The 15,875-nt window shown below is 72.1% G+C and carries 20 protein-coding genes and 1 pseudogene; 7 read left to right on the top strand and 14 right to left on the bottom strand.

The window, feature by feature from the left end:
* From ABT116_RS29825 to ABT116_RS29805, 5 genes and pseudogenes are all read right to left on the bottom strand, one after another.
* Positions 1-305: pseudogene (locus tag ABT116_RS29825) on the bottom strand (xanthine dehydrogenase family protein molybdopterin-binding subunit); the annotation flags it as partial.
* Positions 302-1,306 carry an FAD binding domain-containing protein gene (locus ABT116_RS29820; RefSeq protein WP_351640267.1) on the bottom strand — a complete coding sequence of 335 codons (1,005 nt, stop codon included), beginning with the start codon at positions 1,304-1,306 and terminating at the stop codon, positions 302-304. The gene ABT116_RS29820 and the pseudogene ABT116_RS29825, both read right to left, overlap by 4 nt.
* Positions 1,303-1,833, bottom strand: coding sequence for a (2Fe-2S)-binding protein (locus ABT116_RS29815; protein ID WP_351640265.1), 531 nt, complete (start codon positions 1,831-1,833; stop codon positions 1,303-1,305). Before ABT116_RS29815 ends, ABT116_RS29820 begins: the two co-directional genes overlap by 4 nt.
* A gap of 99 nt (positions 1,834-1,932) precedes the next feature.
* On the bottom strand, positions 1,933-3,108 hold the full coding sequence (locus ABT116_RS29810) for a hypothetical protein (protein ID WP_351640263.1): 1,176 nt from the start codon (positions 3,106-3,108) through the stop codon (positions 1,933-1,935).
* Between the two features lie 107 nt (positions 3,109-3,215).
* Positions 3,216-3,833: an MmyB family transcriptional regulator gene (locus tag ABT116_RS29805; protein ID WP_351640262.1), complete on the bottom strand. Its 618-nt coding sequence runs from the start codon at positions 3,831-3,833 to the stop codon at positions 3,216-3,218.
* Positions 3,834-4,114: 281 nt separating this feature from the next.
* Between ABT116_RS29805 and ABT116_RS29800 the strand changes: the two genes are divergently transcribed.
* The 3 genes from ABT116_RS29800 (at position 4,115) to ABT116_RS29790 (ending at position 5,689) form a co-directional block, all read left to right on the top strand.
* Positions 4,115-4,780, top strand: a complete 666-nt coding sequence (locus tag ABT116_RS29800) for an SDR family oxidoreductase (protein WP_351640260.1) — start codon at positions 4,115-4,117, stop codon at positions 4,778-4,780.
* A gap of 87 nt (positions 4,781-4,867) precedes the next feature.
* On the top strand, positions 4,868-5,284 hold the full coding sequence (locus ABT116_RS29795; RefSeq protein ID WP_351640259.1) for an ATP-binding protein: 417 nt from the start codon (positions 4,868-4,870) through the stop codon (positions 5,282-5,284).
* Positions 5,285-5,326: 42 nt separating this feature from the next.
* Entirely contained in the window at positions 5,327-5,689 is a 363-nt protein-coding gene (locus tag ABT116_RS29790; RefSeq protein ID WP_351640258.1) for a hypothetical protein, read from the top strand.
* A gap of 52 nt (positions 5,690-5,741) precedes the next feature.
* Here ABT116_RS29790 and ppk2 read toward each other — a convergent pair whose 3' ends face one another.
* Positions 5,742-6,698, bottom strand: a complete 957-nt coding sequence (gene ppk2, locus ABT116_RS29785) for a polyphosphate kinase 2 (RefSeq protein WP_351640255.1) — start codon at positions 6,696-6,698, stop codon at positions 5,742-5,744.
* Between the two features lie 226 nt (positions 6,699-6,924).
* On the opposite strand from ppk2, the gene ABT116_RS29780 reads away from it, so the two are divergent.
* On the top strand, positions 6,925-7,206 hold the full coding sequence (locus tag ABT116_RS29780; protein WP_351640253.1) for an alpha-L-rhamnosidase C-terminal domain-containing protein: 282 nt from the start codon (positions 6,925-6,927) through the stop codon (positions 7,204-7,206).
* Positions 7,207-7,322: 116 nt separating this feature from the next.
* On the opposite strand, the gene ABT116_RS29775 is transcribed toward ABT116_RS29780, so the two are convergent.
* The 4 genes from ABT116_RS29775 to ABT116_RS29760 form a co-directional block, all read right to left on the bottom strand.
* On the bottom strand, positions 7,323-8,051 hold the full coding sequence (locus tag ABT116_RS29775) for an SDR family NAD(P)-dependent oxidoreductase (protein WP_351640269.1): 729 nt from the start codon (positions 8,049-8,051) through the stop codon (positions 7,323-7,325).
* Positions 8,052-8,330: 279 nt separating this feature from the next.
* Complete coding sequence (locus ABT116_RS29770) at positions 8,331-9,362, bottom strand: NAD(P)/FAD-dependent oxidoreductase (RefSeq protein WP_351640252.1); 1,032 nt, start codon at positions 9,360-9,362, stop codon at positions 8,331-8,333.
* Positions 9,359-9,874 (bottom strand): isoprenylcysteine carboxyl methyltransferase family protein, encoded by a 516-nt coding sequence (locus ABT116_RS29765; protein ID WP_351640250.1) that lies wholly within the window; start codon positions 9,872-9,874, stop codon positions 9,359-9,361. The genes ABT116_RS29770 and ABT116_RS29765 overlap by 4 nt, the downstream gene beginning before the upstream one ends.
* A gap of 4 nt (positions 9,875-9,878) precedes the next feature.
* On the bottom strand, positions 9,879-11,015 hold the full coding sequence (locus tag ABT116_RS29760) for a type III polyketide synthase (RefSeq protein ID WP_351640247.1): 1,137 nt from the start codon (positions 11,013-11,015) through the stop codon (positions 9,879-9,881).
* 46 nt (positions 11,016-11,061) lie between these two features.
* Here ABT116_RS29760 and ABT116_RS29755 point away from each other — a divergent pair, with 46 nt between their 5' ends.
* The gene (locus tag ABT116_RS29755) at positions 11,062-11,922 is read left to right on the top strand and encodes a UbiA family prenyltransferase (protein WP_351640244.1); all 861 of its coding nucleotides are present in this window, start codon (positions 11,062-11,064) and stop codon (positions 11,920-11,922) included.
* Positions 11,923-12,029: 107 nt separating this feature from the next.
* On the opposite strand, the gene ABT116_RS29750 is transcribed toward ABT116_RS29755, so the two are convergent.
* The 3 genes from ABT116_RS29750 to ABT116_RS29740 form a co-directional block, all read right to left on the bottom strand.
* A complete protein-coding gene (locus ABT116_RS29750) occupies positions 12,030-12,428 on the bottom strand; it encodes a cupin domain-containing protein (RefSeq protein WP_351640242.1) in 399 nt (132 codons plus the stop codon).
* Positions 12,429-12,561: 133 nt separating this feature from the next.
* Positions 12,562-13,509 carry an MIP/aquaporin family protein gene (locus ABT116_RS29745; protein ID WP_351640240.1) on the bottom strand — a complete coding sequence of 316 codons (948 nt, stop codon included), beginning with the start codon at positions 13,507-13,509 and terminating at the stop codon, positions 12,562-12,564.
* A gap of 151 nt (positions 13,510-13,660) precedes the next feature.
* A complete protein-coding gene (locus ABT116_RS29740) occupies positions 13,661-14,116 on the bottom strand; it encodes a helix-turn-helix domain-containing protein (protein WP_351640238.1) in 456 nt (151 codons plus the stop codon).
* A gap of 42 nt (positions 14,117-14,158) precedes the next feature.
* Between ABT116_RS29740 and ABT116_RS29735 the strand changes: the two genes are divergently transcribed.
* Positions 14,159-14,800 (top strand): hypothetical protein, encoded by a 642-nt coding sequence (locus ABT116_RS29735; RefSeq protein WP_351640237.1) that lies wholly within the window; start codon positions 14,159-14,161, stop codon positions 14,798-14,800.
* A 160-nt stretch (positions 14,801-14,960) separates the two neighbouring features.
* Positions 14,961-15,089 carry a hypothetical protein gene (locus tag ABT116_RS29730; protein WP_351640235.1) on the top strand — a complete coding sequence of 43 codons (129 nt, stop codon included), beginning with the start codon at positions 14,961-14,963 and terminating at the stop codon, positions 15,087-15,089.
* Positions 15,090-15,322: 233 nt separating this feature from the next.
* Here the strand turns inward: ABT116_RS29730 and ABT116_RS29725 are convergent, their stop codons facing one another.
* A complete protein-coding gene (locus tag ABT116_RS29725; protein ID WP_351640233.1) occupies positions 15,323-15,793 on the bottom strand; it encodes a DUF6615 family protein in 471 nt (156 codons plus the stop codon).
* Between the last annotated feature and the right edge of the window lie 82 nt (positions 15,794-15,875).

The following is a 15,875-nucleotide window of genomic DNA, read 5'->3' as shown; positions in this document are numbered from 1 at the left end:
GCCACCACCAGGGCCACGAACCAACCGCGGTGCGGAACCCGGGCGTTCTGCAGCACGGCGAGCGTGGGATCGTCCGGCTCCGCGAGGCGCGGCGCGTTCTCGTGGCTGAGGACGGCGAGGACACCGGCCACGGCCAGCGCCGCTGTGGCGTCGACACCGGTCACCCGGCCCCGGGCCACCACCGCCGGTACGGGCCAGGCCTGGGCCCCGCCGGGGGAGTGGAACTCGGCGGCGTAGCGGGCGGTGCCGCCGACCTTCTCGCGTCCCTCCCGGCGCTGCGCGGGGGCGCCCGCACCGCCGGTCATGAGGCCCTCCCGGTGAGCGCGGTGTCCGTGAGCCGCGACAGGACGTCCACGGCGAGGTTGCGGGCGAGCGGCACCTTGTAGGCGTTGTCCCGCAGTGGCTGCGCGGCGGACAGCTCCTCTTCGACGGCGTGCTCGAACGCCGCGCGGGTCGGGGCGGCACCGAGCAGTGCCTCCTCCGCCCGCCGGGCCCGCCAGGGCCGGTGGGCCAGCGCCCCGAAGGCGAGCCCCGCATGGCCGATGACCCCGTCGTCAAGCCGCAGCACGACCGCGACGGAGGCGAGGGCGAAGGCGTACGAGGCCCGGTCACGGGCCTTGCGGTACGCCGACGGCAGCCCGGCCGCGGCGGCCGGCAGCACCACGCCGGTGACGAGCTCGCCCGGGCGGATCTCGGTGTCCTGCTCGGGCCGGTCCCCGGGCAGCCGGTGGAAGTCGGCCGCCGGAACACTCCGGGGCCCTTCGGGCCCGTCCAGCTCGACACGCCCGTCGAGAGCGGCGAGCGCCACCGCCATGTCCGACGGATGGGTGGCGATGCAGTGCGCGGAGTGGCCGAGCACCGCGTGATCACGGTGGACACCGTCCCGCGCGCCGCAGCCGCTGCCCGGCTCCCGCTTGTTGCACGGCTTCGACAAGTCCTGGAAGTACGGGCACCGGGTGCGCTGGAGGAGGTTCCCGCCGGTCGTCGCCGCGTTGCGCAACTGCCCTGAGGCACCCGCGAGCACCGCTTGGGACAACGCCGGGTACCGGTCGCGGACCAGGGGGTGGGCGGCGAGGTCGCTGTTGCGGACCGTCGCCCCGACGCGCAGGGCTCCGTCGGGCAGTTCCTCGACCGCGTCCAGGGGCAGCCGGGTGACGTCGATGAGTGCGGCGGGCGCCTCGACGCCGAGCTTCATCAGGTCGACCAGGTTGGTGCCGCCGCCGAGGTATCGGGCGCCGGCGTGCGAGGCGTAGGCGGAGGTCGCCTCCTCGACGCTGCCGGCACGGACGTAGGCGAACTCCTTCACGGGATCACGTCCTCGACGGCCTCGGCGATCCGCGGATACGCACCGCACCGGCACAGGTTGCCGCTCAGCCGCTCCCGGATCTCCTCCCGGTCCAGCGGGACCGGCTCGCCCGAGGGCGCCGCCGGGTCGGTGACGTGCGAGGGGTGACCGGCCGCCGCCTCGGCGAGCGCACCGGCCGCGGAGCAGATCTGGCCCGGGGTGCAGTAGCCGCACTGGAAGGCGTCGCGCTCCAGGAAGGCCCGCTGGAGCGGATGCGGGTCCTCCCCGTCGCCGGACAGACCCTCGACGGTGGTGACCTCGCAGCCGTCCAGGGCGACCGCGAACAGCAGACAGCTGTTGACACGCCGTCCGTCCACCAGGACCGTGCAGGCGCCGCATTGGCCGTGGTCGCAGCCCTTCTTGGCGCCTGTGAGCCCGAGATCCTCGCGCAGGAGGTCCAGCAGTACCCGCCGGTGGTCGACGGTGAGGGTGTGGGGTTTGCCGTTGACGCGGAGTGCGGTCCGCGAGTGGTGCTGGTCATTGCCCATGTCGTGGAGGACCTTCCCGGGCGGGCCGTGATGCCGTACGGACCGCGTATCCAGGAGGCGGCGACCGACACGTGCGCCGTGCGAGGAGCGTGTTACCGCCTACGTCACCCGCTGAGCCGCGGTGCTCTTTTCGCCGCTCTCTTCGTCGTCCGTGCCGTGGCTCTTGCCGTCCGCGACCGGGGGTGCCGGGCGCTTGACCTTGAAGCGTTCGAACGTCCGTGTGAGCTGCTGGAGCGGGGACGCGGCGGGCGGACCGGACGGACGGGGTCCGGCGGGAGCACTCGCAGCGGACTCCTGGTAGGCGGCCAGGGCCTCGTGGGCGCTCTCGGCCGCCTCCCGGTACAGGTCACGGGACTTCGTCATGGCCTCCAGCGCCTCGGCGTACATGGCCACCAGGCCTCGCTGGCGGTCCAGCTCCTCCTGGAGCGTCAGCAGGTGCCAGTCCTCCCGCAGCGCGGTGAGGGCGTCCTCGGCGCCGTCGGGCAGGGGCCTGTGGAGTGCGGCGAACCGCGTCACCGCGTCGACGAGGTCGGCCGGCTCGGAGCCGTCGAGGAAGACCGCGCGGACCGAGAAGTCCCGGGCCTGGTAGTTCTCCGGCGCCGGGACGCCCGGCAGGACCACCGCTCCACCGCGCGGCACCTCGACGCCGGTGTCCCGCAGGGCCCAGTTCAGGCCGCGCAGCTGCTGCGGGGCGGCGTGATGCTCCACCACCCGGTGGCGCAGACCCGGCGGCAGCCACCGCGCCACCGGCGCACGCCCCCGGTCATCGGTGGTCATCGCCTCGTGGACGACCACGTGAATGTGCCATCCGCCGCGCACGGCGTTCCGCAGCAGGCGACGGATCTCCTTGTCGTCCTGCGGGAGAACGTTGATCTCGCCCAGGGCCAGACGGGTGGCGGTGTCCTGGATCCAGGCGGTGTCGGGCTCCGCTGGCCAGAACAGGCCGGCGGGCGAGGGCCATGCGTCGTTCCACGGCTGCTCGGCCTCCGCGACCAGCATCCACTCCTGCCCGGCTCCGTCGTCCCCTTCGGGCCGCACGCTCAGCCGGGCCCGTACCGTCACGTCGTCACCGACCCGCCAGCGAGCCTCGAAGACCCGCTCCGCCGGGGCGGTTTCGTCGTCGGGCAACTCCAGGAAGTCGTCGATGGCCTGGCTGTCCTTGCGCTGCTGGAGCGAGCGCCGGAGAACGTCTTCCGCGGAGCCCGGGGTGTGGCGGCCGCGCGCCAGCCACACCGTGTCGGGAGTCATGGGGCGGACGGTGAGGGAGGTCTGCATGGGTCCAACTGTGAGCGGGGGTGGGTGCGCCTGCCAGTATCGTCGCCGCAGGCGGACGGGTGCTACCCGGGGTCGCACGGGGCTCCGGGCGCCGGTGACGTACGGGTCTACGGTCCTCCGTCTCGCCGTGGGTCATGCGCACCGCCTACCCGCGCCGGGCCGTGCCATGTGACGCGGGGGGAGCGGCGTGTGACGACCGGGCGGCGCGATGCGGCGCCGGACGGCGTGGGGTGGCGCCGGACGGCGTGCGCCCGGCCGAGCGGGCGCCCTGGGGTGGTGCCGGGTGTGCGGGATGTGCGCCGTACACGCGGGGTGTGCGCGCCGCGCGCACATCGGGTGATCTCACGCGTGGTCCGTCCCTCGCACGGTCCTGACAATGGTGCGCACGAGCAGGGCCCGCCCACCATCCGCATCGGGGCGGGTCCTGCTCGCCCCCGCGACGTGGAGCGCCGCTCAGCGCCCACCCCGTCGACGGGACGCACCGCCTCCGGCCCGCTCGCGGCCCAACTGGCGCGGAGCTTCAGCCGGTCCTCGTACGCGGTGCCCGGCTCGGCCGTGTAGAAGGTCATGGAGTGGGCCTCGTGGGCCGGCACCGGCAGGTCCAGCGGCTGGTAGGTCAGTTCCAGGAAGCCCGCGTCGGGGTGGTGGAAGCGTTTGACGCCGCCGTGGTGGATCCGAACGTTGTGCGCCGCCCAGCGGGTACGGAACTCGTCGCTGATCCCCACGATCACCCTCGCGGTCGTCCAGCGTCGCCGGTCCGGACAGCCCGTCGGCGGGGTCGTCCGGCGCTCGGCCCCCGCGAACGCCTGAGACCGACTTCGCGAAACCACCATGCGAACCACCCCGCCACGCTCACCCTCCGACCGACCCCTCGGCGGGACCCCCGGCCCTCCGCGGGGACACTCCCCGCAGAACGCCCGGCCCCGCGGCGGGGCGCCTGGCCCTCCACGGGACACCCGGCCCCTGCGTCCGGGCGTCCCGCATCCGCAACCTCATGGAGCTGAACATGACCACTTTCGCCCTCATCGGTGCCGGACGCGGCCTGGGACTGGCCACGGCCCGCCGCTTCGGCGCCGCCGGCCACAGCGTCGCCCTGCTCTCCCGCAGCGGCGAGCACCTGGACCGGCTGTGCGACGAGCTGCGGCAGGACGGCGTCACCGCGCGCGGCTTCACCGCCGACGTCCTCGACGCCGCCGCCCTCACAATGGCCATGGAGGCGGCGGCCGCGTCCCTCGGCACCGTCGAGATCCTGCAGTACAGCCCCGCCCCGCGCGCGGACTTCATGAAGCCGGTCCTCGACACCGGCGCCGACGACCTGGACGACCCGCTGGCCTTCTCTCTCAAGGGCGCTCTCGCCGGCGTCAACGCGGTCCTGCCCGGGATGCGTCGACTGGGCCGCGGCACCCTGTTGTTCGTCAACGGCGGCAGCGCGGTACGCCCGCACCCCGACCGCGCGGGCACCTCCATCGCCTTCGCCGCCGAGAGCGCCTACGCGGCCATGCTCCACCAGGCCCTGGCACCGGAGAACATCCACGCCGCCCAGCTGATCGTCCCCGGCGCCATCCACCCCGACGCCGGGCACAGCAGCCCCGACGCGCTCGCGGCCCGCCTGTACTCCCTCCACCAGGAGCGCGAGGGCTTCCGGCACTTCGCCGAGCCGATGCCCGGCTGACGCGTTCCGATGCCTGGCAGGGCGGGGAGCGGGTACCCGGTTCCTGCACCAGCCGGTGCACGGACGGAGGAGAGGGGACCGGGGGCAGTGGCGGTAAAGGCGATGGGGTGGGCGCACTCGTTCCGAATGTCCGAAGGAGTGCGTGCGGGGAGGGAGTGGACGCGCGAGCGCCTCAAGGCTCTGCCCTGGGCCGCTGCCGAGCCGGACACGGTGGACGCGGTGGTGCTGGCGGTGTCCGAGCTGATCACCAACGCGCACATCCACGCGCACAGCGACGCGCACCTGGTCCTCACGTGGGACGGCGACTGCCTTCATGTGAGCGTCCACGACGAGGACCCGACGCTGCCGCGCCAGCGCGAACCGGAGCCGGGCGAGGCTTCCGGCCGCGGAGTGGCGATCGTGCGCAAGCTCGCCGACGAGTGGGCGATGAGGTGCCAGCGGCACGGCAAGACGGTGACCGCGTGCTTCCGTCCCGCCGACCCCGAGGGCGGCGGCGCAAGTTGAGTTCCGCTCACCGAAGAGGCCCGCTGCTGAAGGAGAAGTGTCGTGTACCTGGCACGAGGGTCGAGCGACGACCCCTACGTCTGGCTCTGGGTCCTGGCCGCCCTCGCGCTGTACGCGCTGATCAGCTACGCGCTGCAGTACCGCGCCCGCGCCCGGCGCGGTTCCGCCCGTCCGGCTCATGACGCCCTGCACGACCTCAAGGACCGGGAGGACCCCCAGCCGCCCGAGAACCGCTTCGTCAGCCGCGTTATCATGCTGTGCGGAGCGGGGCTCACGGGACTGGTCGCCTACCTGACGAATGGCGCCGTGCGCGTCCTGGCGGTCGGGCTCACCGCCGTGGTGGCCGTGACCGTCTGGGCGTACTACGACCACCGCACGGAAACGCGCGCGTCCGCCCGGTCATGAGGCGGACAAGGGCCCCTCACCTCCGTGAACGGGAGGGAGGGGCCCGAATGCGTCAGCCGGTCTCGGGGTGCTTGCCGGGCCCCTCGGCGCCCGGGGACAGCGGAGTGGGCGACAGCGTGGTGTCCTCCTCACCCGGCTCCAGCAGAGTGTCGGCGGCGCCCACGATGAGGGGATCGGGTGTCCCCACCACCTCGCGGTCCTTGCTCGCGTAGTCGACGCGCGACAGCAGACTGCGCATGGTCTCCAGCCGGGCGCGCCGCTTGTCGTTGCTCTTGACGACGGTCCAGGGGGCGTGCGCGGTGTCCGTGGCGCGGAACATGTCCACCTTCGCCTCGGTGTAGTCGTCCCAGAGGTCCAGCGAGGCCAGGTCGGTGGGGGAGAGCTTCCACTGGCGCACCGGATCCACCTGCCGGATCGCGAAGCGCGTGCGCTGCTCGGAGCGGGACACCGAGAACCAGAACTTCACCAGCAGGATCCCGTCGTCCACCAGCATCCGCTCGAAGGCCGGGCACTGGTCGAGGAACAACTGGTACTCGTCCTTGGAGCAGTAGCCCATCACGCGCTCCACGCCGGCCCGGTTGTACCAGGAGCGGTCGAGGAAGACGATCTCCCCGGCCGTCGGCAGGTGCGCGATGTACCGCTGGAAGTACCACTGGCCCGTCTCGCGTTCGGTGGGCTTGTCCAGGGCGACGACGCGTGCGCCGCGCGGGTTGAGCCGCTCGATGAGCCGCTGGATCGTGCCGCCCTTGCCCGCAGCGTCCCGGCCCTCGCACACGACGACCAGGCGTGCGCCGGTGTCCTTGACCCAGCGCTGGAGCTTGAGCAGCTCTATCTGCAGGATGCGCTTGGTCCGCTCGTACTCCTTGCGGCTCACTTTCCGGTCGTACGGATAGTTCTCCCGCCAGGTCCGGATGGGGCGCCCGTCACCGTCCAGCACGATCGGCTGCTCCCGTCGGCTGGTGTCCACGGTCAGCCCGTCCAGCAGCTTGTCCCCGTCTTCGGCGCTCATCACTTCGACTCCCCGTCCGGCTCGCACAGTCGGCACCGAGCGAACGGTGCACGCCGTGGGATACGGCTCCCGTCGCTGGTGAACGCACACACGGGTGCCCCGTCCGGCCCCGCCCATGTGAGGCGCTGCCCGGCTACGCCCCGGGCCGGGCCGTGATACGCCGCTCCACCAGCGTGGGGACAGTTCGACCTGCACCGACGGCTTGCCGCTGCACCTCGATCCCACCGTGAGGATCACGCACGTAGCGGGGTCCCACGTCTCACCGTACGGCGAGATCAGGATCGAGTGGCAGGTGACGGACGGCGGTGCCGGGCTGTCGTACGAGGCGGTCGTGCCCGCGAACAGCGAGGCCACCCTGCGCCTGCCGGCCCTCTCCGCGGACGCCGTCCACGAGGGCCGGACCCCGCTGACCCGGGTGGACGGCATCCGCTTCACCGGACACGCGGAGGGCGTGGCCTCCTACCGGCTGCCGTCCAGCACGTACCGCCTGACGACCCGGCTCCGCTGACCCACACCCGGCTGTGGAAGCCCCGTCCGCTGCCGCTTCGGCTGCCCGGCCGTCCCGTCAGCGGGCGCGCGCAAACGGACATGCTCGGCGCAGGCCCGGTCGAGGGTGGCCCGCACTCAGAGCGCGGTACCCGTCTCCTCGGCCAAGGCGCGCACGAGACGGTCCTGGAACGCCTCGTCGCGGACGGCGTCGTGCGGCTGCAACCGCCGGCCGTGGTACCAGTACCCGCCGGTGGTCAGGGCCTCCGGGTCGTCGCTCGACGCCAGCCACTCCTGCGTCTGGTGACCGAGCTCGAGGTCGTCCGGCGCGCTCGGCCCACCCATCCTCGTCGGCACCCAGCCGGGATCCACGGCGTTGCTCGGCGCTCCGGGGCGCAGCCGGGCCACCGCGGCCGCCAGCGCCGTCACGAACAGCTTGCTGTCGGCGTACGACCCCGCGCTCTCGCCCCGCCAGTCGGCCCCCTCCAGTGCCGACGGGCGCCCGCCGAGATGCGAGCTGCTGCTCAGGTACACCAGTCGGCGCGGGCCGCGCAGCAGGGCGGTCAGCAGATAGGGCGCGACGATGTTGACCGGCATGACCGCGGGTCCGCTCCACACCCCGGCGTTGTGGACGACGGCGTCGAGCGGCGGCGAGGCGTTCAGCTCGTCGGCGACCCGCCGCACGGCGTCACGCTCGGCGAAGTCGCCCACGACGACGTGCGCCCCACGGCCGGCCAGCTCGTCCAGTTCCTTCGCCCGTTCCGGATTACGGGCGTGCACCACCACGTCGTGCCCTGCGGCCAGCAACGCCTCTGCCGTGGCCCGCCCCAGGCCCTCCGCGGACCCGGTCACCAGGATCCGGCGCACCGTTCCTCGCATGCGACTGCCTCCTTCCGCTGGATTCGCGCCCCGCGACGAGACACGTCCTGGATCACACAGCCGTGCGGGTACCCCGTCGATCCAGTTGGTGCTGTTCTCGACGTGGTGGCTGCCCTGCCTCCGCAGTTGGTCCAGCCCCGCGGCTGGACCAACTGCCAGTACGGGTCGCCGCCGACCGATCGCCCCCGGATCTGGCAGTACACCAGGACCTCGCGCCCCGAGGCCATGGGTGGCCGCCGTCGGCGTCGGCGGTGAAGGCGGCAAGCGCTACGCCAGTGCGTTCACCGCTGCCGTGAAGACCCGTGGCAGGCGCGCCGCGGTGGGCATGATGAGCGGCGCGAGCGCGGGCCGCTGGCGGACCCTCACCAGGAGGTCGGTCAGCAGCCGGTGCCGGCGGGTCGCACGGTTCCAGTCGGCCTCGTAGCGGTCCGGCGTCCCGCGGCGCACGTTCGTCACCAGGGCCTGCGCGCCCGTGAGGGCCAGGGAGATGCCTTCGCCGGTGAGGGCGTCGATGTACCCGGCGGCGTCACCGACGAGCAGCACCCGGCCGTGCAAGCGGGTGCGCGCCCGCTGGCGCAGCGGCCCGGCGCCCCGCACCGCGGTCACGGCCGCCGTCGGGGGCAGGCGCGCGGCCAACTCGGGAAAGGCCGCCAGCTGGGTGTCGAAGGAGCCCCGCCGGGACGTCAGGAGCGCCACGCCGACCAGTGAGGGGCTCAACGGGGTGACGTACGCCTCCCCGTGCGGCCCCCAGTGCACCTCGACGTAGGACGCCCACGGCGGCACCGCGTAGTGCCGGCGCAGTCCGTACCTGGGTTCGCCACGGGTCCTCACCTCCAGGCCGAGCGACCGGCGCACCGGTGAGTGCAGCCCGTCGGCGGCCACGAGCCACCGGGCGCGCAGACCCGTGCCCGGCACCGTCACGCCCGTGGCGTCCTGCCGTACGGCGTCGACGCGCAGGGGCAGTACGGGCACCCCGGCATCGGTGACGGCCCGGTGCAGGGCGTGGTGCAGGCCGGTACGGCGCGTGCCGAGGCCCGGACCCCGCCGGAAGTCCGCCTGGACCCGACGGTGTCCCTGGACGTAGCGGATGCCGGTGATCGGCAGGCCGGGAACCTCCAGACCGAGGGCGCCCAGTGCTCGCACGGCGCCCGGCATCAGGCCCTCGCCGCAGGCCTTGTCGACCGGCGCGGGGCGGGGCTCCGCGACGACGACGTCGAAGCCGGCGCGGGCGGCGTGCAGAGCGGTCGCCAGGCCCGCGGGCCCGCCTCCGGCGATCACCATGTCGAGGGTGGCGCTCATGCGGGCACGGCCCGGGTGAGGGCGGCGTTCTCGCAGCGGATGCGGACGGTCAGCAGCCACGCGTTGGCCACGGTGAACACCAGCGCGCTCAGCCACGCGCCGTGCACCAGCGGCAGGGCGGCGATCTCCACGACGACGGCCACGTAGTTGGGGTGGCGCAGGAACCGGTAGGGCCCGGTGCCGACCAGACGCGCCCCGGGGACGACGATGACCCGGGTGTTCCAGTACGGCCCGAGCGTCATGACGCACCACCAGCGCAACGCCTGGGCCATCACCACGAGGACGAGCATCGGCCAGCCGAGCGCGGGCACGAAAGGCCGGTCGGCCAGAGCGGGTTCAAGGAGGCAGCACAGAAGCAGGCCGGTGTGCAGGGTGACCATGGCCGGGTAGTGGCCGCGGCCGTGCTCGACACCGGCGCGGGCCAGGGTCCAGGACGCGTTGCGCCGGGCCACGACCAGTTCGGCGAGGCGTTCGGCGCCGATGGCCACCAGGAGAAGGACGTACCACGTCATGAGGTCACCAGCGCAGCAGGACGAGTTCGGAGCAGAACCCCGGGCCCATCGCCATGAGCAGGCCCCAGCTGCCGGGCTCGGGCCGGGCGGATTCCCGGATGGTCTGCAGGATGTGCAGGACGGAGACGGAGGACATGTTCCCCACGGCCGCCAGCGAGTTCCACGCGGATGCCAGGGCGTTGTCCGGCAGATCGAGGGTGTCGGCGACGGCGGAGAGCACCTTGGGCCCTCCCGGATGGCACACCCAGGTGCCGATGTCCTCGACGGTGAGGCCGTGGTCGGCCAGGAAACCGCGCAGATGCCGGCCCAAGTGGCTCCGTACGATGCCCGGGATGCCGGCACCGATCACGACGCGGAACCCGGTCGTGCCGATGCTCCAGCCGAGGAGCTGCTCGGTGTCCGGATACAGCCGACTGCGCGTGGCGACCACCGTGGGGCCGGTGGCGTCCGGCCCGGCGGATGCGCCGGCGCGGGCGACGAGTGCGGCGGCGCCGTCCCCGAACAGGGCGCCGGCCACGAGATTGGCCTGGGAGTCGTCCCGGCGCTGAAGGGTCAGCGAGCACAGTTCGACGGTGAGCAGCACGGCCGTGCCACCGGGATGCCCACGCAGGTAGTCGTGCAGCCGGGCCAGACCGGCCGCGCCCGCCACGCATCCCAGTCCGAACACGGGCACCCTCTTGACGTCGGGTCGCAGGCCCACCCGTCCGGCCAGCCGGGCATCGAGCGAGGGTGCGGCGATGCCGGTGACGGAGGTGCACACCAGGAGGTCGACATCGGCCGGTTCGAGTCCCGCTTCCTTCAGCGCGCCGGTGAGGGCCTCTTCGCCCAGCTCGAGACCGGCCGCCATCCAGGCGTCGTTGGCCTGCCCGAAGTCGCGCAGGGCTGCATACCGTGCGATCGGCAGCGCGAGGTGCCGGGCGCGGACTCCGGCGGACGCGTGCAGGCGGCGCAGCAGGGCGCGGTCGGCTCCGGGAGCCAGGCACAGATCGCCGATCGGTTCGGTGAGGTCGTCCTGGGCGTAACGGTGCGCGGGCAGCGCGGTGCGGACCGCCGTGATCGTGGTCCCCACAGGGGGCCGGGCCTTCTCGCGCACCGTGCCGGGTGAGGCGGGGAGGTTTTCGGCCGTCACAGGGACACGCATATCGATAGTGCCTCTCTCGCCCCATTTGCCCATTTATCTTGCCTGTGTGTCTCTACACCCCTCACCAGTCCTTCCCCGAGCGACACGCCGCGTCCCGGCGCTGTTGCGCTCCTGCCACCTGGAACCGGCGCTCGCCGTGTCGGTGTTCGCGACGGTGCTGGCCGTCGCGGCCGGCCGGGGCGCGGCCGGTTCGGCCGCGGTGGCGGCTGCCGTGCTGGTGGGCCAGCTCTCGGTGGGCTGGTGCAACGACGCGGCCGACGCCCGGCGCGACGCGGCCTGCGGGCGCAGCGACAAGCCGGTGGCGACCGGCGAACTCCCGCTCCGGGCCGCGGCCGTCGCAGCCGGGGCGGCCCTGGTCCTGTGCGTGCCACTGTCCCTGCTGAGCGGTGCTGTCGCGGGCGCGGCGCACCTCGCCATGGTCGCCACTGCCTGGAGCTACAACCTGCTGTTCAAGCACACGCCGCTCTCCCCGCTGCCCTACGCCGTCGCCTTCGGCTCGCTGCCGGCGTTCGTCACCCTCGGCCTGCCCTCGCCGTCCTGGCCCGCCTGGTGGGCGATGGTGGCCGGGGCCCTGCTGGGCGTGGGGGCGCACCTGGTCAATGTGCTTCCGGACATCCAGGACGATCTCGCGACCGGGGTGCGCGGCCTGCCGCAGAGGCTGGGCCGCAGAGGCTGCCGATGGCTGGCCCCGTCCCTGATGCTCGCCGCCCTCTGCGTGCTCGTCACCGGTCCGCCCGGAGGCGTGGGGCGCCCGGGCTGGGTACTGGCGGGGGCGGCCGTCGCCGTGTCCGTCGCGGGCACGGCCCTGCCCTTCGACGACCGCAGCCGGTGGCCGTTCCGGGCGGCTGTCATCGTGGCGGGCATGGCCGTGACCCAACTCCTGCTGCGCGGGCCGGACATGACGTGAGGTGGTCGTAGTGCCGCAGATACGGGTCGGCTGGTTGACGGACCGGAAGGAGACAGCGGACGACTCGGCTGGTCACCCGGCCGGGAGCCCTCTGCCCGATCCCGCGGTCACGTCCGCGACCGGCCCTTGATCTGCATGCCCGGGCGGCGGCGGTGGACCGTCACGTACGACAGGCCGCCCGCGCCCGCGGTCACGCTGCGCACGCTGCCGTGCGGCAGCCAGACGAGGCTGCCCGGCTCGACCGGGTGCGGCCCGGCCGCGGAGCCGAGCGTGCCGTCTCCCGAGACGACGAGCAGCAGGACGTCGAGGTCGGGTTCGGCGTGGGCGTCGATGGACCCCCGGGGCGGGACACGGACGAGGTTGGCGTCCAGTTGCCGGCCGGGTTCGGCCAGCCGCCACAGGGCGCCGGTCGCCTCCGGTTCGGCCGCGGCGAGCGACCCGGTGTTGCCGAGGATCCGCGGAAGGGGAGTGCCGGCCGCGCCGGGGAGCTCCTCCGGGTCAGTCATGGATCGTGCCACCATCCGATACGGGCCTGCCCTGGGCCGGTTCACCTGCACGGCAGGCGATCCGCGCCTCTCACGGGCGGCCGCCCAGAGGAATCTAGCATCGGCCGCAGTCCCGGCCGCGGCCGAGGCGCGCTCACTCCTCCTCGGACGTGGTGGGGCGCGTCCGCCCGGGCTCCGGTTCCTCGCCCTGCTGCGCGCGGGCGTGCAGTACGTCGCCGATGAACAGGTCGTACACCAGCACGCCGATCACACCGCCGACGAGCGGCCCGACGATCGGAATCCACCAATAGTCGCTGAACGCCCCGGCCAGGCTGCCGGGAAAGGCCAGTCCGTCCCATCCAGCCATCCAGGTGAACAGGCGAGGGCCGAAGTCGCGGGCCGGGTTGATGGCGTACCCCGCGTTCGCCCCGAAGGACATGCCGATGGCCGCCACGACGAAGCCGATCACCAGCGGGCCGAGATTCGCCTTCACGGCCGTGTTGCGCAGGTCGATGATCGCCACGACCAGCATGACCAGGAAGGCGGTGCCGACGATCTGGTCGAGCAGCGGACCCCAGACGCCACCGTTGAAGTACGGCGCCGGGAACGTCGCGAAGATCGAGAACGAGGCGAGGGTCTTCCCGTCCGCCGTCTTCGGCCCCTCGAAGGCGTCGTCGAAGGCGTTGATGGCGTCGTGGTACACGGCGTAGACCAGGGCCGCCCCCGCCAGGGCGCCGAGCACCTGGGACACCCAGTAGGGCACGACCTTGACCCAGGGGAACTTGCGGCGGACGGCGAAGGCCAGGGTGACCGCCGGGTTGATGTGCGCTCCGCTGACGCCGCCGGCCACGTAGATGCCTAGGATCACGGCCATGCACCAGCCCCAGGTGATCAGGAGCCAGTCCCCGGCGCCGAGGAAGAAGGTGGTGGGCCCCTCCGTACGGCCCGAGCCGGGCAGGGCCGCCACCGTCATCGCCACCACGCCGCACCCGAAGGAGATGAGGACGAACGTCCCGAGGAACTCAGCCAGGCACTCGCCCGCCAGGCCTGCGCGACGTCTGAGCCTGGAGGGTTTCACCAGAGGCTTGATCTCCACTGCCATGTGATTTCTCCCTGGGTTCGCTGCGGTCACGCATGACACGCGGTAATCACGTGGTAACCCGGCGCATGGACTGCGGCAACCGCAGGTGACCGTCCGGTGGCTCTCTCACGCTGCCGCTGGCGAGCGGACGGCGGTGAGCTCCCCGTGATCCTCAGTGGCCCGGGGGCGTCTCCACCGCGGACTCGTCGTCCCCGGAGCCGAGCCGGACGCAGCACTCCCCGGGTTCCGGCGCCGGCACCGCGCCGACTCCGTTGACCTCGAGGCCCTCCAGGTAGCCGCTGAGGAACGCCTGGTTCATGCCGCACACCAGATCCGGCGCCTTGGCGGCCAGCGGATGGAAGGGGCAGTTGCGCAGCCGGATCCGGGTCGGGGTCTCCCGCACGGGCTCGTAGCCGTACTCGTCCAGCAGGCGCTCGCAGGTGGTCAGCCCCCGCTCGGGGCCGAGCCGGCCCGGGCGGGTCTCGTGGACCGTCTTGACGGGCCCCGGCCCGCAGGTCGCGGACTGGCGAGCGGAACTGGAACCGCTACGAGAAGACGTGATCGAGGCATTGGGGTGGCTGACATGAACGCAGACACCGCTTTCGCTCCCTTCCTGGTCAGGGCCCATCTCTCGTCCGGGTTGGCACATGCAAGCCCCTGGGGGATCGCCTTGGACGGCATCCTCGCCGCGGAACTGTGGGCCGACCACAAAGCAGGCGCCCTCGACCGCGGCGAATACGTGCCGGCGCTCTCACCGGAGGCGACCCCGCCGGATCTCGAATTGCCGCTCGCGCGCTGCACTCTGGCGGGTGCGGACTGGCATTGGTGCGCGACGTGTTCGTTCCCCGAAGACCCGGCCGGGGATCCGGTGGTGCGGTACTGGGCGAGCAGAACTGATCACCGAGGGCTCGAGGAACTCGCGTCGAGCGTGCCGGCAGTGATCTCGGATCGGCAGGGCCGCTACCGGGCGAGGTACATGCCGTTGATGATCACCAACTCGCGAACTGTCACCTGGCGCGGTGTGGGTGATCTGACGGCTGTCGCGGCGATATTGTCCGGTCTCGATGTGATCGGGAAGAAGCGTGCGCACGGGGAGGGGCGTGTTCTGCGGTGGGAGTTCGAGAACCGCGCAGGCGAGGATCCGTGGGAGTTCTCGCATGAGCACGCCGACGGGACGCTGGGACGCACGACACCGGCCGCATGTGTGGCGGCCTCGCGAGACATGCCGGTCACCTCGGGGTTCGGGTTGGCTGGTGTTCGTCCGCCGTACATGCACCCGGCGCGGATGCGCGAACTTCACCTGCCGCGGTAGCGGTGTTCGAAGGCGGGCTGGTGGTTTGTTACTCGAAACGGGTCACAGGTGGTATTGGTCGAATTTTGCGACTCACTGGGCGAGGCTCGGCCGGCTGGTCTGGGGGTGGTGCGATGAGTGTGAGGACGTGTTTGGGAGCCGCACCCAATCGGGAGGAGGGGTGCCGGACGTCTTCGGGGATCGGTTCGTTGCTGAGGACGGCGGAAACGTAGGGAGGGAGGTCGGCGCGGTCGAAGATCCTGATGGGCTGATGGGCGAAAAATACGTCGGAATATTCGAGTTCAGATAGGAAACTGGTCATCCAAGCGTCCTTCCGCTCGTCGGGTGCCATCTCGTCCGCTGTGCTCGTCCACGCGTTGAGGTAGCCGCGATAGGTTCGCTGAACCCACTCGCGGCCGTGCGCAAGGGTTTTCAGTGTTGCGGAGTTGACGAGCATCGAATATGCCGCGCTGTCCGAGTTGAATGCGCTCAGGGCGCCGTGGTTGAGGCGGGTTGTCACCCACTGTGCAAATTGTGTGGGAGTCAACGGGTTAGGCCCTCCGTCCCAAGGGTCTTTGGGGGCCGGGGGTCTGTGGGGACCCGACCGTCTGCCAAACATGACCAGGGAATTGCGTATTCGCGGATCGCGGCTAGGGAGACATCATCGACTAGACCCTTGGTACGTGGGAACCGCTTGAGAAATACATCTGCGCTGACAGCAGTGATTCGGTCGCCGGAGGGGCCGAGGCAGCATGTGTGGTCGCTGTACCGGACGCCGCGAGCGGCGAGGTTGTAGAGCGCATAGAGGCTATGCGCTCCGCTCTTTCGGGCGTAGAGGTCGAGTAGGTCGATCTGCTGCATGCCAGTGGATCGAACGGTGTGTTTGATCTTGTATTTCCCGGCCGCGTGCGCTTTGGGTGTTTGAAGCTTCTTGGCTTGGATGACGAGGTGAAACCATTTGTTCGAGCCGTCCGAGATCCACCATTTCCAGTCCGCACCGTAGCGGGGTGGCACTCAGCCGGGACAGCGCGTCGAGCAGCTCCCGTTCGCCCCGGCCACGCAGCAGGAGCAGCACGAAGGGGTCGGCATCGAGCAG

It is taken from the genome of Streptomyces sp. NPDC002130 (assembly GCF_040296465.1).
GTDB lineage: Bacteria > Actinomycetota > Actinomycetes > Streptomycetales > Streptomycetaceae > Streptomyces.
Note: the sequence above shows the minus strand (reverse complement) of the source record. Positions and strands in the feature narration are given on the sequence as shown.